The following is a 21084-nucleotide window of genomic DNA, read 5'->3' as shown; positions in this document are numbered from 1 at the left end:
GTCACCCTGGGTCTCCCCGCCGCCAGCGAGATACGCCATGTCCCGGATTCCCGACGCCAGCATCATCCACAGCCGCCTGCGCCTGCGCCAGTTGCGCCTGATGCTGGCCCTGGAGGAACTCGGCTCGCTGCGCCGCGCCGCCGACGAGATTGGCATGACCCAGCCGGCGGCGACCAAGATGCTCCACGAGGCCGAAGACCTGCTCGGCGTCGAGTTGTTCGAGCGTTTGCCGCGCGGCATGCGCGCGACGCCTTTCGGCGAGACGCTGATCTATTACTCGCGGATGATCTTCGCCGAGCTGTCCGGGATGCGCGAGGAACTGGTCGCGCTGGAGTCCGGCAACCTCGGCCGGGTCACCGTCGGAGCGATCCCGGCGCTGGCCTCGAGCCTGCTGACGCGCACCATCGCCACCCTGAAGCAGAGTCATCCACGGCTGTCGATGAGCATCCAGGTGGACACCAGCGACGTGCTGGTCCAGGCCCTGCAACAGGACCAGCTGGACGTGGTGCTCGGACGCATCCCCAGCGGCGCGCGCACCGACGACCTGGTGTTCGACAGCCTCGGCGAGGAAGAACTCTGCGTGGTGGTCGGCGCGCAGAACCCGTTGTCGCAGGCACGCAAGCTGGACTGGGGCGAGTTGCAGGAGCTGACCTGGGTGTTGCAGCAGCACCCCAGCCCGATGCGCGGGATCGTCAACCAGGCCTTCCACAATGCGCGCATCGACCTGCCGAGCAGTATCGTCGAGACCACCTCGATCATGACCCTGCTCTCCCTGCTGCAACAGACCGACATGATCGGCATCACTCCACGCTCGGTGATCGAGGACTACCCGGGCAAGCACCTGCTGGCGATCCTGCCGATCCAGCTGGAGCCGCGCCTGCCGCCCTACGGCCTGATCACCCGACGCAACCGGGTCCACTCCTCGGCCATGCAGACCTTCATGGCCAGCGTACATGCCGAACAGGCGCGGCACCTGGCGAAGTGAGCGGCACTAGCACAAATGAGCTAATAGCCGCGAGCCGGCTGGACCTCTAACATCCTGCGGCATTTCAACGGAGTGAATGCCATGCCCTCGATCAAGCCCTTCGGTCTCGCCCTGCTCGTCCTCGGTCTCAGCGCCTGCGCCTCCCTCGGTCAGTCGGGGAATCGCGACAACGAGGTCAAGGTCGCCGCGCAGAAGCTCATCGGCCAGCCCGCCGGCAAGGCCTTCGAACTGTTCGGCAAGCCCGACCAGGGCCTCGGCCCTTCGTCCTACGGTAGCGGCGGCTTCTACGCCTGGAACCGCGTGCGGACCCACATGGGGCCGGACAAGGTCTTCATACAGACCGGCACCGAGTACGTCGGCCAGCGCGAGACCTGGGTCGGCGTCGGTGGCCAGGGGGTCGCCGGCATGGCGCCGGTGAGTAGCGAGGCGGTCTATCGCAAGACCGGCTACTACGAGAACGAGACCATCCTCGACTATTTCTGCAGCATCACCCTGTACACCGACAGCCGGGACATCATCACCAACGCCAGCGTGATCGACTGCCGGGACAGCCGCTGACGGGGCCGCCGGGCCCCGGCCTTCCTTCTCGACGACGAACCCCCAACGCGGAAGCCCTGCGGATCATGGCGTTACGCTATCGTTTTTTATTTCCTTGAATCCTTGTTTTCATACCTCTTATTTCGTCTGGAAATAAGATAGATCGATTCATTCTTTTCTCCCGACCCTTGGCCCCTGCCAAACTCCCTTCGCCACGGGATACCCCCGCGCCGACATGGCGGCATTCCCATCCGGAATGTCCGCCCCACATTGCAAGGCCCTGATCGTCGATCGCGGCCGACAAGGAGCTGGAACTTTCATGAAGAAACTCCCCGCCATCACCGCCCTCGCCCTCGCCCTGATCTCCGGCCTGGCCCAGGCCGACCGCCTGGAGGACATCCGCAAGGCCGGCGTATTGCGCGTCGCGTCCTTCGACAGCAACCCGCCGTTCGGCTTCGTCGACGCCAAGAGCAAGCAGATCGAAGGCCTCGACGTCGACTATGCCAAGGCCCTGGCCGACAAGCTGGGCGTCCGGCTGCAAGTGCTGCCGACCAACCCGGCCAACCGCATCCCGCTGCTGACGGCGAACAAGGTCGACCTGGTCCTGGCCAACTTCACCATCACCCCGGAGCGTGCGCAGCAGGTGGACTTCAGCATCCCCTACTTCTCCTCCGGCCAGCAGTTCATCGTCAAGAAAGGCACCCTGACCTCGCCGGAAGTCCTCAACAAGTGGCGGGTCGGCGTGGACAAGGGCACGGTCAACGAAGGCGTGCTGCGCGAGAAGTTCCCCGGCGCCAAGGTCATCGCCTACGACGACACGCCCTTCGCTTTCACCGCCCTGCGCAACGGCCAGGTCCAGGCCATCACCCAGGACGGTCCGAAGCTGATCGGCCTGCTGGCCAACGTGCCCGACCGCGACAAGTACGAAGTGCCGCCCTTCACCATTTCCAACGACCTGATCGGCGTCGGTATTCCCAAGGGCGAGAAGGCCCTGACCGAGTTCGTCGACAAGAGCCTGCGCGAGCTGGAGCAGGACGGCCAGGCGCAGAAGATCTACGACACCTGGTTCGGTCCGCAGACCAAGACCCCGCTGGCGCGCCTGTACAAGATCGGCGACAAGAGCTGAGCGGCCCGCTTCGCCCGCACGACCCGCGCGCCTCACTTCGCTGAGGCGCGTTTTTCGTTCTACCCGACGGAATCCCGCACATGTTCGGCGAACTTCTCGCCCCGCAGTACCTGCGCTGGTTGCTCGACGGCTTCCTGCTGACCCTCGGTCTTGCCCTGCTCAGTTGCCTGCTCGCCACCCTGATCGGCGCCCCCCTGGCCATCGCCCGGCTGTCGCGCCGGCGCCTGCTGTCCTGGCCGGCGCGCGCCTACCTGGCGCTGTTCCGCAATACCCCGCTGCTGGTGCAGCTGTTCTTCTGGTACTTCGGCGTTCCCGCGCTGCTGCCGGAGGCGCTGGTGAGCTGGCTGAACACGCCGCACGAGACGCCCTTGCTCGACTGGCCGTCCTTCGAGTTCCTCGCCGGTGCCTGGGGGCTGACCCTCTATACCTCGGCTTTCGTCGCCGAGGAGTTCCGCGCCGGCATCGCCTCGGTACGCCCCGAGCAGCGCGCCGCCGGCCTCGCCCTGGGGCTGACCCAGCGCCAGGTATGGCGCGTGGTGGTGCTGCCGCAGGCCCTGCGCACGGCTCTGCCGCCGCTGCTCGGGCAGTACATGAATGCGCTGAAGAACTCCTCGCTGGCGATGGCCATCGGCCTGGCCGAGCTGTCCTACGCTTCGCGCCAGGTGGAAACCGAGACCTTCAAGACCTTCCAGGCCTTCGGCATCGCCACCCTTCTCTACATCGGCGCCATCGCCCTGATCGAAGCCTTCGGCCAGGCGTTGCAGCAGACCCGCCGCTACCGCCAGGGAGGTGCCTGAGATGGATTTCTCGGTCATCTCGGACAACCTGTCCTACCTGCTGCTCGGCGCCTACCCGGACGGCCCGCTCGGCGGAGCGGCGCTGACCCTGCTGCTGGCGTCGCTCTCCGGGCTGGCTTCGGCGGTGCTCGGCCTGGTCCTCGGCGTGGCCCTCGCGGTGCTGCCCGGCAAGCCGCGCCTGCTGCTGGTGACGTTGCTCGGCTTCTTCCGCGCGATCCCGGTGCTGATGCTGATCTTCTGGACCTACTTCCTGCTGCCGATCGTCTTCCACGTCGACGTACCGGCGCTGGCCACCGTGGTCTGCGCGCTGTCGCTGATCGGCGGCGCCTACCTCGCCCACTCGGTGTACGCCGGCATCCACAGCCTCCCCGCCGGGCAGTGGGCGGCCGCCCGCGCGCTCGGACTGCGGCCGTGGCAGGTATTGCGCCTGGTGATCCTGCCGCAGGCGCTGCCGGTGATGCTGCCATCCTTCCTCAACCAGTGGGTGTCGCTGATCAAGGACACTTCCCTGGCCTACGTGATCGGCGTCGGCGAACTGTCCTTCGTCGCCACCCAGGTGAGCAACCGGGTGATGGTCCACCCGACGGAGATCTTCCTGTTCGTCGCCCTGCTCTACTTCCTGCTCTGCACCAGCCTCGACCTGGCCGCCGCGTTCCTCGCCCGCCGCCGGCGGGCCTGAGCGGCGGCCGGTGGCTCAGGCGTCGCCGCGCGCCCGCGCGTAGTCGACCAGGTCGCCGAGGTAATGCGGCGAGGCGCGCAGGACGCCATCGTCCCAGCCGTAGAGCACGCCCAGCGCCGACACCTCCATGGCCCACCAGCCCCAGGCGTAGGGGCCGGTCAGGCGGCGGGTCTTCTTCTGTGCCTTGGGGGAAAGCTGGAAGAACTCCCGGTACTGGCTTTGCAGGTAAGGCGCCAGCGCCTGGGCGTCGCTGCCGTCCGCCTCTTCGAAGAACGCCCGCAACTGCCCGAACGGCCGTGGATGGAAGGTTTCCTCGCTGGCGGAAGTCAGGCCGAGGGCGGCCGCGCCGAGATAGTCGAGCAGGCGGTCGGTATCGAACTGCAGGACCTCCTCGACCAGCGCCGGGATGAGCTCCTGGGCGTCGAGCAGCACGCCCATGGCGAGCAGTTGCAGCGCGAACGGGTACTGGCCGGTGCGCGGCGCCAGGGCCGGCGCCGTCTCGAAGTCGACCTCGCCCTGCTCGCGCAGGCTGTCGCGGGCGGCGCCGAGCAGCCGGCTGTAGTCCAGCCACAGCGCGGCGGTCTCCAGGTAGATGGAACGCAGTTCGGCGCCGGCCAGGCCCCGGTCGATGGCCTTGAGCAGCAGCGTGCTGGCGTTTTCCGCGGCCTGGCCCCAGGCCCAGGCGTTTTCCAGGGCTGCGTGCCCTTGCGCGGCGAATGGCTGGCGATAGCCGTGGCTCCGGGAAAACCTGTCGAGCGCGGCGATCAGTTCGCGCCAGTCGGCTTTCCAGTCGGCGAGGTCGATGTTCCTTCGCGGCGCCCGGTCGGTGCGGGCCAGGTTGCGCCATAGCGGCAGGGCGTCGGCGAGTCGGTTGTCCAGGGTGAAGGGGAATGCGTGCATGGCGGCCTGTGGTGATCGCGGCCGTTTCCGGCCGATCCGTGCGATCCGGAGTGCGGCCGTCCAGGCCGCGTCCGGTATGGACGGCCGATGCTAGCGCAGCGCGACGTCCCTGCGAAAGGCCCGCCCTAGCGGCCCGTCGGCTGGTTCCGGTAGTAGCCGAGGAAGGCCTCCAGCGGCAGTGCCTTGCCGAAATGCCAGCCCTGGCCGAGGGCCTCGGGCGAGCGGCGCAGCACGTGGTCGGCCTGGGCCTGTGTCTCGATCCCTTCGACGACCACGCCGATCTCCAGGTGCTCGGCCATCGAGCAGAGCTTGTCGAAGATCAGTTCGACGGCGCTGCTGTCGCCGATGGACTGGGTGAAGACCTTGTCGATCTTGATCGCGTCGACCGGCAGGTTGGCCAGGTAGACCAGGTTCGAATGGCCGGTGCCGAAATCGTCCACGTAGATCTTCAGGCCGAGTTCGCGCAGGCGGTTCATCCCGGCCAGCAGGCAGCCCTGGGCCTCGGTGGTGCGCTCGGTCAGTTCCAGCGCGACCTGTTCCGGGCGCACGCTTTCCCTGGCCATCTGGCGCATGGCGAAATCGATGAAACCGGGGTCGGCGATGTCCTTGCCGGTGACGTTGACACTGACGTAGAAGCTCCGCTGCTCCCTCAGCAACGGCCCGAGCTGCTTCAGGGCGCGGCGGAAGACGAAACGGGTCAGCAGTTCGATGTCGCCGCTCTCCTCCAGGGCGCCGATGAAGACATCCGGGGAAACCCGCCCCAGGCTGCTATCGGTCCAGCGCGCCAGGGCCTCGACCCCGGCGCAGCGGCCGCTGGCCAGGCGCACGATGGGCTGGTAGTGCACCTCCAGGGCCTCGCGCTTCAACGCGCGCAGCAGCCTGGCCGGCAGTTTTTCGTCGTTGAGGAAGCCGAACAGGTAGCTGAGCAGCAGCATGACGCCGAACAACAGCCCGCCGCCGATCGCCGCGGCCATGGCCGCGCGTCCGGGCTCGGTGCCAAGCAGGCCGCGTTCACGGAGAAGGGAGACCACGCAGATGTCCTGCGTCGGGTCGCACAGGCTTATCTGCCGGGCGCCGATGAAGCGCGGCCAGCCGGGCCGGCCGAGCGCCTCGAGGGGCTGGTCGTCGTCCCAGGCGAAACGGTGGTAGATGTAGTCGCCGCCGCGGCTGACGGCCGCCGCCGAGATGCCCGGGTCCGGGTGGTCGACATCGAAGTAGGCATGCGGGGCGATGAAGAGGATGGCGTTGCCGCGCCCGACCAGGCCGGAAGGCAGCATCTGCAGGGGCAAGGGCATGCCCTCCGACCAGAAGCGGGTGCCTCTGGCGTCGATCCGGTCGGGCGCAGCCAGCCCCCACGGCGATCGTAGCCGGCCGCGGACGCCGGTACAGACGATGCGATTGCCGCTGACCCGGCCGACGTCGCTCATGAAGCGCGATTCGAGCACGATGGAGCGCAGCGCCTCCAGGTCCTGGTCGCTGCAGGCCGCGGGGCCGCCGGCGTTCATCTCGTGGAGCATCTGCTCGGCCGCGGAGGAAATCTCCAGCGCCCGCTCCAGGGCCATTTCGGTGTAGGACGCCAGGTGCGCCCCGTCGTGCTGGCGATCCAGTTCGTTGATCACGAAGATCCCGCAGACACCGCCCACCAACGACGTGGTGAGCAGTATCGGCAGGATCCGCCGCCAGTTGATCCGGCCCGCGGCAGCCGTTTCACGCTCGGACATACCTTCTTCCCGTCAAAAGAGTTCATGGAAAGCACGCCAGATTGCCGAACAGCTTCACGGGCCCTGTCGGGCCGTGCGCAGAACCTTTTCAGATTTGTCCCGATCGTGACAACGCTACCTTCGCCAGCGCCGTCCAGTCCGATTCCCCGTCGCCATGGGCGATGGCTTCGAGCAACACGTCGTGCAACAGGCTGGCCAGCGGCAGCGGCACGTTGTGGCGCTTGCCGGCGGACAGCGCCAGGTCGACGTCCTTCAACCCGAGGACCAGGCGGAACCTGGCCGGGGTGAAACGCTGCTCGACGATCTGCGGGCCGTAGTTGCGATAGACAGGCGCATCGAAAAGCGTCGAGGACATGAGTTCCATGAACCGGCCGGGCTCGACGCCCAGGCGCTTCACCAGGGCGACACTTTCGCCCATGCTTTCGATGGCGCTGGCGATCATGAAGTTACCAGAGATCTTCACCGCCATTGCGCTGCGCGGGTCTTTTCCGAAAAACCATGTCTTCTGTCCCATAATTTCCAGCAGTGCCTTGACTTGCTCGATGGCTTCCTCCGGACCGCCGACGACGATGTTCAGCTTGCCGGCCTCGGCCACGTCGGTGCGGCCGAACACCGGCGCGGCGACGAACGCGATGCCCTGGCGCTGGTGTGCCTGGTCGAGCGCCTCGACGCAATCGAGCGACAGGGTCGACATGCTCAGGTGGATGAGACCCGGCCTCGCCCGTTCGAGCGCACCGCTGTCGAGCAGCACGGCGCGAATCGCCTGGTCGTCCGCCAGCATGCTGATGACCACGTCGAGGCCGAACAGCTCGCCGACCTCCTCCGCCCTGGTCGCGCCCAGCGCCACCAGCGGCTCGCAGGCCGCCGCGGAACGGTTCCACAGCGTCACTTCGAGCCCCGCCTGCACCAAGCGGGTGGCCATGGCGGCGCCCATGCCGCCCAGGCCCAGAAATCCGACTTTCATCCGTTTCACTCCTCGTGGGGTCTTGTAGGTTCCGGATCTACCGGAGACAGGCTGGCCGCTGGCAGTTCCTCGAGAAGGAACACCTGGCGGTCCGCCAGGAGATCGGCGACGGCATCGGCCATCGCCCTGTAGTGCGGCATCCGTCGGTGCCGCTCGATGGCGTCGCGGTCGGCCCAGCGTTCGACGAAGACGAAGCGCCCGGCCTCGTCGAGGCTCCGGTGCAGGACGTAGGACAGACAGCCGTCCTCGGCCCGCGACGGCTGCACGCAGGCCAGCAGCAGCCGCTCGACCTCCGCCGCCCTGCCCTCGCGCGCCTGCAACAGCGCTACCACGCGGATCGCCTGGTTCATGCGTCGGCTCCGACGCGCACCACCAGCTTGCCGAAATTGCGTCCCTGGAGCAGGCCGAAGAAGGCCTCGGGGGCATTCTCCAGGCCGTCGACCCGCTCTTCGCGGTAGTGGATGAGGCCGTCGGCGAACCACTTCGACATGTCGCGCTGGAATTCATCGTAGCGATGGCCGTAGTCGTCGAAGATGATGAAGCCCTGCACCTTGATGCGCTTGCGCAGGATCGTGCCCATCAGCGCCGGCAAGCGGTCCGGCCCGGGCGGCAGGTCGGTGTCGTTGTAGTGGGCGACGATACCGCAGACCGGGATCCGGGCCTTGGCGTTGAGCAGCGGAAAGACGGCGTCGAAGACCTTGCCGCCGACGTTCTCGTAATAGATGTCGATGCCGTCCGGGCAGGCCTCGGCCAGTCGTTCGGCGAAGTCCGCGGCATGGTGGTCGAGGCAGGCATCGAAGCCGAGCACCTGCACGGCGTGGCGGCATTTTTCCGCACCGCCGGCGACGCCGACCACCCGGCAGCCCTTGAGCTTGCCGATCTGTCCGACGGTGGCGCCGACCGGCCCGGTGGCGGCGCCCACCACCAGGGTCTCGCCGGCCTGGGGCTTGCCGATGTCGAGCAGGCCCATGTAGGCGGTGAAGCCGGGCATGCCGAGCAGGCCCAGGGCGTAGGACGGATGCTCCGGCGACTCGCCCAGGCGCGCCAGGCCGCTGCCGTCGGAAAGCGCGTAGTCCTGCCAGCCGTTGGCCGAGAGTACCCAGTCGCCGACCTTGAACCCGGGATGGTTCGAGGCTTCCACCCGGCTGACCGTGCCGCCGACCATGACCGCGCCGAGTTCCACCGGCGGCGCGTAGGACGGCGCGTCGCTCATCCGTCCGCGCATGTAGGGATCGAGCGACAGGTAGACGGTGCGCAGCAGCACCTGGCCCGCGCCGGGCTCAGGAAGCGGAACCTGCTCGATGCGGAAGTTATCCCGGGTCGGGGCGCCGTGGGGGCGCGAGGCGAGGACGATGCGGCGGTTGACCTGCGTGGATTGGGACATATCCAGACTCCTCTGTCTGACGCATGTGGCGAACGGTTCATACCGTGCGCGGTATAAATTAGACCAGTCGACTACTAACAGGCCGAAAAAATACCCGCCTCTTGCGGGGCGGGTATTTCCTGGCGGAACCTCAGATTTCCAGCAGGCTGCGGGTGGTCTGCATGGCTGTTTCCAGCGGTCCCGGGCTGCGGTGCAGCTTGCTCAGCAGGCTCGCGCCGAGCCACAACTGGTACAGCGCGCTGGCCATGTGCCGGGCATCGCAGGGCGCGAAGGAGCCGTCGTCGCGGCCCTGCCCGAGGCAGCCGACCAGGCGTTCGATGATCCCGTCGGAGCCGTCGCGCAGGGTGATGCGCATGCTTTCCGAAAGGTCCGCGACCTCGGCGCTGAGCTTGACCACCAGGCAGCGCTGCTCGTCGCAGGGCGGGCAGGCGTTGTCCAGCCACTTCTGCCAGTAGCTCATCAGCCGTTCGCGGGCATTCAGCCCTGGCGCGGCGAAGCGCTGGTCCATGTCCGCCAGGTAGACGCGGAAGTAGTCCTCCAGCAGGGCCTGGCCGAACTGTTCCTTGGATTTGAAGTAATGATAGAACGAGCCCTTGGGAACGCCCGCGGTCTGCAGGATTTCGTTGAGGCCGACGCCGGAGAAGCCTTTGACCGCCATGATCCGGTATCCGGTATCGAGCAGATGCTGGCGGGTGTCGTCGTAGCTGGGTTTCATGGACGCACGGTAGCTTGAATTAGACCAGTCGTCTAGAAATAATTCGAAGCCATGAGTATAGCGCCGACGGCAACTGCGCCGCTGTCGGGAACCGTGCGGAACGGACGCCGGACCGGCGCCCGCCCCGCTCCGCGGATTTACCCCTCGCGGACCTAGCAGGCCGCGACCGCCACGGCGGCAGGCTCCGGCTGGAAGCGCGCGGCGAGGAACGGCGCGATGTCCAGCGGCAGCGTCTCTTCGTGGACCAGCCGGTCGAGCAGCACCCCGGTGATCGCCGAGGTGAGGATGCCGGTGCGGAAATGCCCGCAGGCGTTCAGGTAACCCTCCACCTCCGCCACCGGACCGAGAATCGGCAGTTCGTCCGGCGAGCCCGGGCGCAGGCCGGCCCAGGTGCGCTTGAGGTTGACCTGTTGCAGCTCCGGCACGCAACGCACCGCGCCCTGCACCAGGCCGGCGATTTCCGGGAAGGTGTTGCTGACGTCGAAGCCCTTGTCCTCGGTGGTGCTGCCGATCAGTATCTCGCCGTTGTCCTTCTGCGCCATGTAGCAGTCGCTGGTGGTCAGGCAACCGTTCAGCAGTCGCGGCATGCGCTCGGTGAGGACGATCTGGCCCTTCACCGGCTTCACCGGGATGCGCCGGCCGGTGGCCAGCTCGCTGAGTTCGGCGGCCCAGGCGCCGGCGGCGTTGATCAGGGTCCGGCAATGCAGCACCCCGGCATTGTCCGTGCGCACCCCGCTGATCCGCCGGCCCTGGCGCAGCACGCCGATGACGTTGGTTCCCAGCAACAGCTCGACGCCGTTCTGGCGCGCCGCCTCCAGGTAGGCGTCGGCCAGGCGGAACGGGCTGACCTGGTGGTCGCAGAGGAATTCCAGCGCGCCGTGGGCCGCGTGGCTGACCGCCGGCTCGGCACGACGCAGTTCCTCGCGGTCCAGCCAGCGTACCTGCTCGGCCAGATGCGGGATCTGCGCCACGATGTGCTCGGCGTACTGGCGATCCTCGTCGTCCTGGATCACGTATTTCAGGCCGGTGCGCTCGAACTTGAAGTCCATCCCGTGGCGTTCGATCAGTTCTCGGTGCAGTTCCGGGTACAGCGCGTTGGATTGCAGGGCGAGGTCGAAGAACGCCGGCGGCAGGATGTGCGGCGTGCTCGCGTCCACCGCCACCGCCGCGCCCTGGGCCTCGCGCCGGTTGCGGGAGGACATCATGCGGAAGAAGATCACCCCGCAGCCCAGCCCCACCGATTCGCCGATGGCCCAGAGGCCGCCGGCCGAGGCGCGGGTGGCGTTGCCCGGTCGCTTGTCGTCGACCACGGCGATGCGCAGGTTGCCGCGCCTGGACAGTTGGTAGGCGCAGGACGCGCCGATCACGCCGCCGCCGGCAATCACGATGTCATAGGTTCTGTTCATGTTCAGGCTTCCGTACCGAGGTTCTGGAATGCGGAAAACGGGATCGGATCGATCGGGAAACGCGGCCGCAGCCAGCCGACGTCGTGGCGTCCGGTGGCGCGGCGCAGGCGATCGCTGCAGTAGCCGATGCACATCCGCCCCTGGCAGTCGCCCATGCCGGCGCGGGTGCGCATCTTCAGCCCGGCGATGTCCTGCACGCCCTGTTCGAGCGCGCGCTCGATGTCGCCACGGGTGACCTGTTCGCAGCGGCAGATCACCGTATCGGCCCGCGCCAGTTCGACCTGGCGGGCGCCGCGCTGGGTGTAGCGCTCGACTCCGGCGCGGAAGCGCTTGATCGCCTCCAGGCGGGCGAGATGGGATTCTCGGCGTTCGATGGCCTCGGCGGGCGCGATCGCCTCGCGTTGCAGGAGGATCGACAAGGCCGCGATGCGCCCGCCGATCATCGCCGCCTCGCCGCCGCGGATACCCGCCATGTCGCCGGCCAGGTGGATGTGCGGTTGGCTGCTCTGCTGCCAGACGTTGCATTCCGCGCGCAGGTATCCGTCGTCGCTGAAGCCGTGCTCCAGGCCCAACTGCTGGCTGAGCTGGGTGCGCGGGATGAAGCCATAGCCGACCGCCAGGGTGCTGGCCTTCACCGGTCGCGCGTTTTCCAGGTCGGGCCGCCACTCTTCGTCGTAGGGCGCTACCGTCACTTCCGTCAGTTCTCCCTCGCCGCTGGCCTCCACCACGCCCCAGCCATAGTGCAGCGGAATGCCGTTGAGCTTGAGATAGCCGAGCATGCTCAGGCCGTCGAGGAACAGTTGCGGCTTGTTCAGCAGCGCCAGGCTTTCCCTGGCCATGCGGCCGAACGCGCAGGCCTCGTAGACCCCGGCGACACGTACCCCGGCCGCATGCAGCTGGCAGGCCACCAGTGGCAGCAGCGGGCCGCTGCCGGCGATCAGGGTATCGCCCAGGGGCTTCACCACGCCGCTCTTGATCTGCAATTGCAGGCCGCCGAGGAGCATCACCCCGGGCAGGGTCCAGCCGGGGAACGGCACGCTGCGCTCATGGCAGCCGGTGGCCAGGAGCAGGTGCGAATACTCCACCTCGTGCAGCCGTTCCGCCTCGTCGAGGACCATCAGGCGCTGGCCGTCGCCGCCGACCACGCGGCTGTTCAGGCGCAGGTCGATGTGCCCGGCGCAGGCGGAGAAATCGCGCCGCAGTTTTTCCAGCATCCGGGTGTAGCGCGCGCCGAGGTAGGCCGGATCGACGCCGGCCCGCAAGGGGCCGCGATAGACCACCCCGCCGGGACGCGAGGCCTCGTCGAAGAGGACGCAGGGGACCCCGCGCCTGGCCAGCTCGATGGCTGCGGCCATGCCGGCCGAGCCGCCGCCGACGATCACCGGGCGCAGGTTCATGGCCGTTCCTCCCGGTCGAAGCGGTTGCTTTCGGTTTCCACCCGCATGCCCGGCCGGACGACGGTCTGGCAGGCGCGGCGCTTGGGCCGGCCGTCGATGGCGACCAGGCAGCAGTGGCATACGCCCATGCCGCAGAAGGCGCCGCTGGCCTGGCCATGGTCGTTGCGCGCGAGCCGGCGCAGGCCCACGGCATTGAGCACGTTGAGCACGGTCTCACCGGCAGCCGCCGCGACGGGCTGGCCATTGAGGTGGATGGTCATGTCTGCCCGCGAGAGGGGCTGGATATCGTGTTGACGTTCAAGAAGGTGCATTGCCCTTTCATCCGTGAGAGAGAGTCGGGAGCCGGCGACACTAGGAGTCGGGCCGGGCGCGGACATTGATCCATGACAGGTGGGTATCTTCCCCTGCCAATTCTGGTAGGTGGGGTGCAGGTGTTCGCGCGGAAAAGTCGAACCCGCGCCTACCCCAGGGTGCCAAGCAGCAAAGCCGGCTCACCCGTGGAGGCCCCATGCTGCAATCCTTCCAGCCGCCCTGGTGGAAACGCGCGGTGATCTATCAGGTCTACCCGCGTTCGTTCACCGACAGCGACGGCGACCTGCCCGGCCTGGTCGCGCGCCTGGACCACCTGCACCGCCTTGGCGGCGACGCCCTCTGGCCGTCACCGGTGTATCGCTCGCCCGACCCCGGCGCTGCCGCCGCAGATCGCCACCACCCGTCGTTCCGTCATGTCCGACTCAGTGCGCGCGGGCCACGCCGCGCAAGAGGTTGGCGCTGAGCTTGTCGGCGTTGCAGGTCGCGATGTTGGCTAGCGAGACGATGCCTACCAGGCGCTTGTTGCGATCCATTACCGGCAAGCGGCGCTTCTCCAGTTGCGCCATGTTCTTCGCCACATGGTCCACTTCCTCGTCCTCGAAGCAGTAGCGCAGTTCCCCGCTCATCACCTCGCGCACCGGGCGGTCGGCTCCGAGTCCATCGGCGAGGCCGCGCACCGCCAGGTCGCGGTCGGTGACCACGCCGGTCAGGCGCTCGCCCTCGTTGACCAGCAAGGCGCCGATATCGGCCTGGCGCATCAGCAGCGCCGCCTCGCCGAGGGTGGTCTGGGGGGTGACGGTACGTACTTCGCGACTCATGATTTCACGGACTTTCATCGTTCTGTCTCCTTCTTCCGGCGCGCCGTTTTCGGCGCGGCTCTCCCTGCTTGTGAATCGCCCGCATGTGGGGAGTTCGAAGTTTCTTCCCGGCGTCGCAGTCATCTACCTAGCGCTCGCGCGGGCAGCGTGCGGCAAACAAAAAATTTGTCCGCGTTTTCTGATATCTCGCCGCTGCCCGGATTCTTATTCTCGACTCCTTCTTTGGCATATGCGGGAAAACGAACCATGCGTATCGACGGTCATCGTCAGGTGGTTTCTAACGCAACGGCACAGCCCGGACCGCTACAGCGCCCTGCGGATATGCAGGCACGGGCTCTACAGGACCTGTTCGATGCGCAGGGGGTGGGGGTTCCCGTGGAACATGCCTTGCGCATGCAGGCGGTGGCCAGGCAGACGAATACCGTCTTTGGCATTCGCCCGGTTGAAAGAATCGTCACTACGCTGATCGAAGAGGGTTTCCCGACCAAGGGCTTCTCGGTGAAGGGGAAAAGCTCGAACTGGGGTCCGCAGGCGGGGTTCATCTGTGTCGACCAGCATCTCAGCAAGCGGGAAAACCGCGACACGGCGGAAATACGCAAACTGAACCTGGCTGTGGCGAAGGGAATGGATGGCGGAGCCTATACCCAGACCGACCTGCGGATCTCTCAGCAACGCCTTGCGGAGCTGGTGCGGAATTTCGGCCTGGTGGCAGACGGTGTCGGGCCGGTTCGCCTCCTGACCGCGCAGGGCCCCAGCGGCAAACGCTATGAGTTCGAGGCCCGCCAGGAGCCGGACGGTCTCTACAGGATCAGCCGCCTGGGGCGGTCGGAAGCGGTGCAGGTACTGGCCAGCCCGGCTTGCGGGCTGGCGATGACCGCCGATTATGACCTCTTCCTGGTAGCGCCCTCGATCGAGGCGCATGGCAGTGGTGGTCTCGATGCAAGAAGGAATACCGCGGTCAGATACACCCCCTCGGTGCAAAGGATCCCCTGAGCGAGGACGGATTCTATGGCAGGGAGGATATGGCCAGGGGAAACATCACTCCGCGCACGCGGCAGCTGGTGGACGCCCTCAATGACTGCCTGGGCCGGGGGGAGCACAGGGAGATGTTTCACCACAGCGACGATGCGGGCAACCCAGGCTCCCATATGGGTGACAACTTCCCGGCCACCTTCTACCTTCCCCGGGCCATGGAGCATCGGCTCGGAGAAGAGTCCGTTCGCTTCGACGAGGTCTGCGTGGTGGCGGATCGGAAGAGCTTTTCCTTGCTGGTCGAGTGCATCAAGGGCAACGGCTATCACTTCACCGCCCATCCCGACTGGAACGTGCCGCTGCGGCCCAGCTTCCAGGAGGCGCTCGACTTTTTCCAACGTAAGGTCTGATGCGCGAAGGTCGTTGGCAAAGCCCGCTTTCCCCGGCGGCATGGGCATCCTGCCGCCTGTCCAAGGCCTTCCGCTTGCCGGAATATGCTGGGCGGCGCGGGGAAGCTAGGAATGGATACTCCACTGGCAGGCGGAAGCGGGTATAGGCGAATCGTCCACCGTATGGATCAGTCCGCAAGCCAGGGCGTCTTCCGGACCGAGGATGCGCGGATAGGCCATCAGGTAGCTCGGGATGTCCAGGCGTTCCGGCGCATCACGGGTGTTCTCGGCGACGATCCGGGCGTAAAGCTCCAGGTCGTAGTCGAGGCTCATCGCATATTCCGCCATCCGCGCATGGTCCACCGCGCCATGCAGGGTCCAGTGGAAAGGATGGAACAGGAACTTGCTGTGGGCACTGGCGCTGCGTCGCTCGCCGGCGAGGAACAGGATGTTGCCCATCGACTCGACGGTACCCAGGTTGTGGGTATGTATCGGCACCGGCAGCGCGCGCAGGAAGTTGTACAGGGTAAAGCCGTAGCTGCATTCCCCGCCCATGGTGGCGATGTTGATCCGCAACTCCTCGGCCTCCTGTTGCAGGACCTTGGCGCAAGTGTTGATCAGATTGCCGCAGGTGGACGAATTGATCGGCCCGGTGAAATGGATGATGTGCTGCTTGGACATGCTCGCCTCTCTTTCCGTATCGGTTCCTCGACGGTCTGCACGGGTTTCCCTACAGAGGATTGTCGCGCCTGCGCCGCGAGCCATCGGCGCGACGAATGGCAGTGCCGGCCAGGAACCAGGCACGATGAGCACGCGGCTGCCTTACGCAGGGAGGCTTCAGGCGTCGCGCTGTCGTTCCTCGCAGGCGCATTCGCGGGCTTCTTCGCTGGCTACGCCCTGCGGCGTATCTCCATCCCGCTCACCCATCCGCTGGTAGCGCTCACGCAGTTCGCGCAAGGTGTCGGCGTCCAGGTCGTCGAGTCCGAGCAACGCGTTGTGGGCGCGCCGGGTGCTGCGCAGCAGTTCGTCGATCTTGATGTGCAGCGCATCGGTATCGCGGTTCTGGGTGTTCTGGATGAGGAAGACCATGAGGAAGGTAACGATGGTGGTCGAGGTATTGATCACCAGTTGCCAGGTATCGTTGAAGTCGAAGAACGGCCCGCTGATCGCCCATGCCAGGATCAATCCGAGGGCGATGACGAAGGTCGGCGGCCGGCCGCTCCAGTTGGACAGGCGTTGGGCGAATCGGGAAAAGCTCATGGTGGCGAACCCCCTGTGACGTTCTCCCTACTCCTGACCGCGGATTGACATCGGCGCTCCAGCGGCCGGACGGAATGACCGGCCGCCTTCGTGGGCGCGCTTGCCGGCCGGACCGGCCAAGGCCGGCTGGAGATTCTCCTCCAGCAGTTCTTCCACCAGCCGGCGCAGCGCCACGTGCCGTTCCTGGCCCGCTGCGCGCAATGTCTGGTAGCGCCGCAACTGGCGACTGGCGGAGGTCTCTCCGAGCAATCCACGGGCATGCTGGTAGGCCCATTCGTTGCCCTGGCGGGCCTGCGGCCGGCACTGTCGCCAGGCCATTTCCAGCCAGTCCCCGGCACCTACGCAGCGGCCTTCGACGAGATAGCGGCCGGCGCAACCGTAACGCAGCGCCTGCCAGTAGTTTTCCTCCAGGCAGGCGTCGCGCGCGACCGGCAACGCACGCGGGTCCGCGCCCAGCGCTTCGCCCACCAGCGCCCTGAACAGCCCGGCCAGGCTCAGCGCGTCGGCCAGGCGCGGGCAGGCGTCGCAGATACGCAGCTCCAGGGTCGGCACATGGGATGACGGCCGGATCATCCACCAGACCTGGCCATCCTCGCGGATGCAGCCGGTCTCGCGCAGCAGCGCCAGGTGGCGGCGATAGGCGTCCTCGTCGGGCAAGGCAGGAGGAATGTTCATCCTCGGCCACTCGCCGCAGAGTGCCCGTCGATAGCTCGCCAGGCCGCTGCGCCGGCCGCCGCGGAACGGCGAGGATGCGCTCAACGCCAGCAGCAGCGGCAGCCACGGCAACACGCGCTGGAGCACAGCCATGCGGTCGTGGCTCGGCGGTATCTCCACATGCACGTGCAGGCCGCAGACCAGGCTGCGCCGGGCCACCCGCCCCTGGTCCTCGAACAGGCGGGCGAAGTGCGCCGCCGGGTTGCTTCGCGCCCGCCGCCAGTCGGCGAAGGGATGGGTGCCGACGCAGAGCGAGCGCAGGCCGAAGTCCATGGCCAGATGCGCCAGGCGTTGCCGGGCCTGACCGTGGAAGCGCGCGGCCTCGGCCAGGGTGGAGAACACCGGGCTGGCCACCTCGACCTGGCATTCGAACATCTCCTCGGCGAAATGCTCGCCGAGCGTGTCACGGCAGGCCGCGACGAATCCGGCGGGGGCGGAGCGGACGATGTCCAGGTCGGAGGCATCGAGCAGGAAGAATTCTTCCTCGATGCCGAAGCGAAGGCCGCTGGCGGCCAGGTCGTGGGTCATCGGCGCAGCTCCCGGGGATTGTCTCGGGAAGACGCCGGAGTGCCGTCGAGGTTCGTTTTTTCCGCCGTGAGGTTCCCCGGCGCGCCGCCGATCCTGCCAGTGAAACCTTTTTCCCCTGGTGTCACTCGCACCCATATGTGTGGTCGCCCCGGCCGCCCCCGCAAACCCACGACAAGGAACGCGACATGAGCCTGTCTTCGCCCCTCCCTGCCTCCAGTGCAAGCCCTTCGCCCAGGGTCCGCGACCTGTACCACGCCCTGCTCGACGAGCCCCGCGAGCACCTCGAAGCCGCCGGCGAGTTCCTCGACCAGCAATTGAGCCTGGCCGCCACCCATGACGACGACCTGCCGGAGGACCCCGCCGATTGGCCGGCCTGGCTCGACGCCGGGGCCCGGCGCACCGCCGAGGCGCATGCCGAATACCTCCGGGCACGGCGGCGCGGCGAAGGGCGACGCTACTTCCAGGTTCCCTCCCAGGCGATGCACTTCATTCGCAGCGTGGCCCCGACCAAGCTGGTCGACGGCGCCTGGCTCTATGGGCTGTTGCCGCATCATGGCGAGGAACGCCTGCGGCCGCTGCTGGAGACCTTCCTCGAAGAACTCGGCGACGGCGTCCCGGCACGCAACCACGTCCTGCTCTACCGGCGCCTGCTGGCCAGCATCGGCAGCGAGGAAGTCGAAGGCCTCAGCGATCTCCACTACCTGCAGGGCACCCAGCAACTCGCCCTCGGCCACCTCGCCGCGGACTACCTGCCCGAAGTGATCGGCTACAACCTCGGCTACGAGCAACCGCCGCTGCACCTGTTGATCACCACTCAGGAGCTGCGCGAGCTGGGCTTCGACCCCTACTACTTCCAGTTGCACGTGACCATCGACAACGCCGCCAGCGGGCATGCGCGCAAGGCCCTGCGCGCGCTCTACGACAACCTGCCGCAGCTTGGCGGGCGCGCGGCCTTCCTCGAACGGGTGAGGAACGGCTACCGCCTGAACGAGGTCGGCCTGAGCACTACGCAGGTAATCGACGGCTTCGATCTCGAGGAAGAATTGCTGGCCATGTTCGAGCGCAAGCGCCCCTACGCCGCCGGTATGCATTCGGATCGTTGCCGGATCGGCGGGCGCACGGTGAACCAGTGGCTGGCGGTGCCCGGGCGGTTCCCGGCGTTTCTCGCCTGCCTGGAGGAAGAGGGCTGGATCCGGCGCCATGCCGATCCGCGCGGCAGCCGCTTCTGGAACCTGATCGAGGGCGACCGGGCGGCAATGTTCGGAGTCTTCACTCCCTACGAGCAGCAGTTGCTGTACGACTGGATCGCTGGCGACTGGCAAGCCCCCGCTCCGGCGGACAGGGACCCGCTTGCGCCGCTGGCGGAGCCGGCGACGGCGGGCGGAGACGTGGATGCCGAGCAGGTCGCGCTGCGGCGCGAGCTGCTGCGGCTATCCCCCGAGCAGGGCGTCGCACGCCTTCTCGAACTGATGGCCCCGCACCGCCACCACGGACCCGCCGGTCTCCTTGCCACGCGGATGTTCAGCCAGCGCTGGAGGGCCGCCCATGCCCAGCCTGAATGATCCGCGCCTGGACGTCCTGGTCAGCCTCGGCAACTGGTTGCGAGGCCAGGACTACCGTTTCGTCACCGTCACCCCGGCTACCCATGAGCGCGTCAACGCCCGCCCGGAAAACCGCATGGCCCGGGACCTGGCCGGCATCTTCGGCTGGAGCCGGGCATTCGCCGGGGAAAGCCTGCCGGCCGACTGGCTGACCCTTCTTGCCGGCGCCGACCTGATCCGCCGCGAGGCGGACGGCTGGCGCAGCCAGGTGCGCGTCTCCAGCCTCGGCGAGCAACTGTTCGTCCATTCGGCCTTCCCTACCCTGGCCGCCGACGCGGTGTTCTTCGGCCCCGACACCTACCGCTTCGACCGGCTGATCCGCAGCCACCTGGCATCGTCCGATCCGGCACGCATCCGCCGTGCGGCGGATATCGGCTGCGGCGCCGGCCCCGGCGCGATCCGCATCGCCATGGCCTGCCCGGACGCCGAAGTACACGGGCTGGATATCAATCCGGCGGCGCTCGACCTGGCGCGGGTCAACGCGGCGCTGGCGGGGGTCGGTAACCTGACCCTGGCGCGTAGCGACCTGCTGAGCCAGGCGCCCGGTCGCTTCGACCTGATCGTGGCCAACCCGCCCTATCTCCTGGATGCCTCGGAGCGCGCCTACCGGCATGGTGGCGGGATGCTCGGCGCCGGGCTCTCGCTGGCAATCGTCGATGCCGCCCTCGAGCGCCTGGAAGCCGGCGGCAGCCTGCTGCTGTATACCGGCGTGGCGATGGTCGAAGGCGGCGATCCGTTCCTCGCCCGCATCCGCGAACGCCTGGCGTCTCGGGAGTGGAACTGGGACTACCAGGAACTGGACCCGGACGTGTTCGCCGAAGAGTTGGACAGCCCCGCCTACCGCGAAGCCGAGCGGATCGCCGTGGTCGGCCTGCGGGTCACTCGTCCCGCCTGAGGCGCTCCAGGCCTTCCAGGCTCCCCACCAGATCCTCGTTCAGGCGCTGCCAGCGCTCGGCCACCTCGGCCTCGGCCGGAATCACCGCGAGGACCTCGTCATCCACCCACTCCCAGGGCAGGCACAGGCGTTCCGCCTCGGCCCGGCTGGCGGCGCGCACGGTGCGGGCGAAACGCCGCCAGCCGCGCATGTGCTGGATTTCGTAGGTGGTCATGGCTCCTCCGGAAGACAGGGACGTTTGTCTTTCGGCGCTCCCCGCGTCTTCCGGTTCAAGGCCCTGGATGGGCGGTCGCGGACCGCCCGGCACGCCACCTGAACCCCCTCGCGCCGGGCCGGTCCAGACTCCTGAACGCCACAGAAAAGAGGTGCCCGTCATGACCCGCGAAATGGCTCGGCTACTGATCAGTCCCTCCAATGCCTGGCCTCGTCTGCGCCAGGACTACGACCATCACCCTTTCGCCTTCCTCGTTCCGCTGTTGCTATTGCCGCTGCTGCCGGCGGCCTGCCTGTTCATCGGCACTACCCAGGTCGGCTGGTCGCTGCCGGGCAACGACAGCGTGCAACACCTCTCCAGCGGCAGCGCACTGCTGCTGGCGACGATGTGTTACCTGGGCTTCGTCGCCGGCGTGGTGATCATGGGCTTATTCGTACGCTGGGTGCTGTTCCGCACGCCGTCGCGCCCCAGCGTACCGGGCAGCCTGACCTTCACCACGGCGATCGCCGTGCCCTTGATGCTCGCCGGGATCGTCGCCCTGGTGCCCTGGCGGATCCTCCTGCTGCTGGCCGCGGCGGCTGCCTGCGCCTACTCGGTACGCCTGCTGTTCACCGGCCTGCCGCTGTTCATGCGCATGCAGGAGCGGCAGACATTGTTCTACGCCTTCTGCATCCTCGGCGTCGGCTTCCTGACCCTGCTGACCACCGCCTTCATCTTCATCGAGTTCTGGGGGCAAAGCCTGGCCGGCAGCGGCGAGTACCTGCGCTGAG

23 protein-coding genes and 1 pseudogene are annotated in these 21084 nt (G+C 67.4%); 10 read left to right on the top strand and 14 right to left on the bottom strand.

Going from position 1 to position 21084, the window contains the following annotated elements; all coding sequences use genetic code 11:
- Positions 1 to 37: 37 nt before the first annotated feature.
- The 5 genes from VQ065_RS16555 to VQ065_RS16535 all read left to right on the top strand — a co-directional run bounded on the left by VQ065_RS16555 (position 38) and on the right by VQ065_RS16535 (position 4124).
- The gene (locus VQ065_RS16555; RefSeq protein ID WP_003089050.1) at positions 38 to 985 is read left to right on the top strand and encodes a LysR family transcriptional regulator; all 948 of its coding nucleotides are present in this window, start codon (positions 38 to 40) and stop codon (positions 983 to 985) included.
- A gap of 81 nt (positions 986 to 1066) precedes the next feature.
- Entirely contained in the window at positions 1067 to 1543 is a 477-nt protein-coding gene (locus VQ065_RS16550; protein ID WP_003089049.1) for a hypothetical protein, read from the top strand.
- Between the two features lie 298 nt (positions 1544 to 1841).
- The gene (locus VQ065_RS16545; RefSeq protein ID WP_003089047.1) at positions 1842 to 2648 is read left to right on the top strand and encodes an ABC transporter substrate-binding protein; all 807 of its coding nucleotides are present in this window, start codon (positions 1842 to 1844) and stop codon (positions 2646 to 2648) included.
- A gap of 80 nt (positions 2649 to 2728) precedes the next feature.
- Positions 2729 to 3445, top strand: coding sequence for an amino acid ABC transporter permease (locus VQ065_RS16540; protein ID WP_003089046.1), 717 nt, complete (start codon positions 2729 to 2731; stop codon positions 3443 to 3445).
- Position 3446: 1 nt separating this feature from the next.
- Positions 3447 to 4124: an amino acid ABC transporter permease gene (locus VQ065_RS16535; protein ID WP_003089043.1), complete on the top strand. Its 678-nt coding sequence runs from the start codon at positions 3447 to 3449 to the stop codon at positions 4122 to 4124.
- 15 nt (positions 4125 to 4139) lie between these two features.
- Here VQ065_RS16535 and VQ065_RS16530 read toward each other — a convergent pair whose 3' ends face one another.
- The 9 genes from VQ065_RS16530 to hcnA all read right to left on the bottom strand — a co-directional run bounded on the left by VQ065_RS16530 (position 4140) and on the right by hcnA (position 12922).
- A complete protein-coding gene (locus VQ065_RS16530; protein ID WP_003089041.1) occupies positions 4140 to 5024 on the bottom strand; it encodes a DUF1911 domain-containing protein in 885 nt (294 codons plus the stop codon).
- A gap of 125 nt (positions 5025 to 5149) precedes the next feature.
- Positions 5150 to 6745, bottom strand: a complete 1596-nt coding sequence (locus VQ065_RS16525; protein ID WP_003089040.1) for an EAL domain-containing protein — start codon at positions 6743 to 6745, stop codon at positions 5150 to 5152.
- Between the two features lie 88 nt (positions 6746 to 6833).
- Positions 6834 to 7709, bottom strand: coding sequence for an NAD(P)-dependent oxidoreductase (locus tag VQ065_RS16520; RefSeq protein ID WP_003089038.1), 876 nt, complete (start codon positions 7707 to 7709; stop codon positions 6834 to 6836).
- A 5-nt stretch (positions 7710 to 7714) separates the two neighbouring features.
- Positions 7715 to 8059, bottom strand: coding sequence for a putative quinol monooxygenase (locus VQ065_RS16515; protein ID WP_003089035.1), 345 nt, complete (start codon positions 8057 to 8059; stop codon positions 7715 to 7717).
- Positions 8056 to 9093, bottom strand: coding sequence for an NADP-dependent oxidoreductase (locus tag VQ065_RS16510; protein WP_003089033.1), 1038 nt, complete (start codon positions 9091 to 9093; stop codon positions 8056 to 8058). Before VQ065_RS16510 ends, VQ065_RS16515 begins: the two co-directional genes overlap by 4 nt.
- Positions 9094 to 9223: 130 nt before the next feature.
- The gene (locus tag VQ065_RS16505) at positions 9224 to 9808 is read right to left on the bottom strand and encodes a TetR/AcrR family transcriptional regulator (protein WP_003089031.1); all 585 of its coding nucleotides are present in this window, start codon (positions 9806 to 9808) and stop codon (positions 9224 to 9226) included.
- A gap of 152 nt (positions 9809 to 9960) precedes the next feature.
- On the bottom strand, positions 9961 to 11214 hold the full coding sequence (gene hcnC / locus VQ065_RS16500) for a cyanide-forming glycine dehydrogenase subunit HcnC (RefSeq protein ID WP_003089029.1): 1254 nt from the start codon (positions 11212 to 11214) through the stop codon (positions 9961 to 9963).
- Positions 11215 to 11216: 2 nt separating this feature from the next.
- Positions 11217 to 12611: a cyanide-forming glycine dehydrogenase subunit HcnB gene (gene hcnB / locus VQ065_RS16495; protein ID WP_003089027.1), complete on the bottom strand. Its 1395-nt coding sequence runs from the start codon at positions 12609 to 12611 to the stop codon at positions 11217 to 11219.
- On the bottom strand, positions 12608 to 12922 hold the full coding sequence (hcnA, locus tag VQ065_RS16490) for a cyanide-forming glycine dehydrogenase subunit HcnA (protein ID WP_003089025.1): 315 nt from the start codon (positions 12920 to 12922) through the stop codon (positions 12608 to 12610). Before hcnA ends, hcnB begins: the two co-directional genes overlap by 4 nt.
- A 197-nt stretch (positions 12923 to 13119) precedes the next feature.
- Between hcnA and VQ065_RS16485 the strand changes: the two genes are divergently transcribed.
- Positions 13120 to 13386 (top strand): alpha-amylase family glycosyl hydrolase, encoded by a 267-nt coding sequence (locus VQ065_RS16485; protein WP_003089023.1) that lies wholly within the window; start codon positions 13120 to 13122, stop codon positions 13384 to 13386.
- On the opposite strand, the gene VQ065_RS16480 is transcribed toward VQ065_RS16485, so the two are convergent.
- The gene (locus VQ065_RS16480; protein ID WP_003089022.1) at positions 13346 to 13759 is read right to left on the bottom strand and encodes a CBS domain-containing protein; all 414 of its coding nucleotides are present in this window, start codon (positions 13757 to 13759) and stop codon (positions 13346 to 13348) included. The genes VQ065_RS16485 and VQ065_RS16480 overlap by 41 nt on opposite strands.
- Before the next feature lie 228 nt (positions 13760 to 13987).
- Here VQ065_RS16480 and exoY point away from each other — a divergent pair.
- Positions 13988 to 15123: pseudogene (exoY, locus tag VQ065_RS16475) on the top strand (type III secretion system adenylate cyclase effector ExoY).
- A 105-nt stretch (positions 15124 to 15228) separates the two neighbouring features.
- Here exoY and VQ065_RS16470 read toward each other — a convergent pair.
- From VQ065_RS16470 to VQ065_RS16460, 3 genes are all read right to left on the bottom strand, one after another.
- Positions 15229 to 15783: a ClpP family protease gene (locus VQ065_RS16470; RefSeq protein ID WP_003089015.1), complete on the bottom strand. Its 555-nt coding sequence runs from the start codon at positions 15781 to 15783 to the stop codon at positions 15229 to 15231.
- Between the two features lie 156 nt (positions 15784 to 15939).
- Entirely contained in the window at positions 15940 to 16362 is a 423-nt protein-coding gene (locus VQ065_RS16465; RefSeq protein ID WP_003089012.1) for a low affinity iron permease family protein, read from the bottom strand.
- Between the two features lie 27 nt (positions 16363 to 16389).
- Positions 16390 to 17604 carry a carboxylate-amine ligase gene (locus tag VQ065_RS16460; RefSeq protein ID WP_003089007.1) on the bottom strand — a complete coding sequence of 405 codons (1215 nt, stop codon included), beginning with the start codon at positions 17602 to 17604 and terminating at the stop codon, positions 16390 to 16392.
- Positions 17605 to 17789: 185 nt separating this feature from the next.
- On the opposite strand from VQ065_RS16460, the gene VQ065_RS16455 reads away from it, so the two are divergent.
- Positions 17790 to 19166, top strand: coding sequence for an iron-containing redox enzyme family protein (locus VQ065_RS16455; protein WP_003089000.1), 1377 nt, complete (start codon positions 17790 to 17792; stop codon positions 19164 to 19166).
- Positions 19150 to 20100, top strand: a complete 951-nt coding sequence (locus tag VQ065_RS16450; RefSeq protein WP_003088997.1) for a methyltransferase — start codon at positions 19150 to 19152, stop codon at positions 20098 to 20100. The genes VQ065_RS16455 and VQ065_RS16450 overlap by 17 nt, the downstream gene beginning before the upstream one ends.
- Here the strand turns inward: VQ065_RS16450 and VQ065_RS16445 are convergent.
- The gene (locus VQ065_RS16445) at positions 20084 to 20314 is read right to left on the bottom strand and encodes a hypothetical protein (protein WP_003088994.1); all 231 of its coding nucleotides are present in this window, start codon (positions 20312 to 20314) and stop codon (positions 20084 to 20086) included. The genes VQ065_RS16450 and VQ065_RS16445 overlap by 17 nt on opposite strands.
- A gap of 160 nt (positions 20315 to 20474) precedes the next feature.
- Between VQ065_RS16445 and VQ065_RS16440 the strand changes: the two genes are divergently transcribed.
- The gene (locus VQ065_RS16440) at positions 20475 to 21083 is read left to right on the top strand and encodes a Yip1 family protein (protein ID WP_003088991.1); all 609 of its coding nucleotides are present in this window, start codon (positions 20475 to 20477) and stop codon (positions 21081 to 21083) included.
- Position 21084 lies beyond the last annotated feature (1 nt).

This window comes from Pseudomonas sp. KBN10P06128, from assembly GCF_037574945.1.
Lineage (GTDB): Bacteria > Pseudomonadota > Gammaproteobacteria > Pseudomonadales > Pseudomonadaceae > Pseudomonas > Pseudomonas aeruginosa.
Note: the sequence above shows the minus strand (reverse complement) of the source record. Positions and strands in the feature narration are given on the sequence as shown.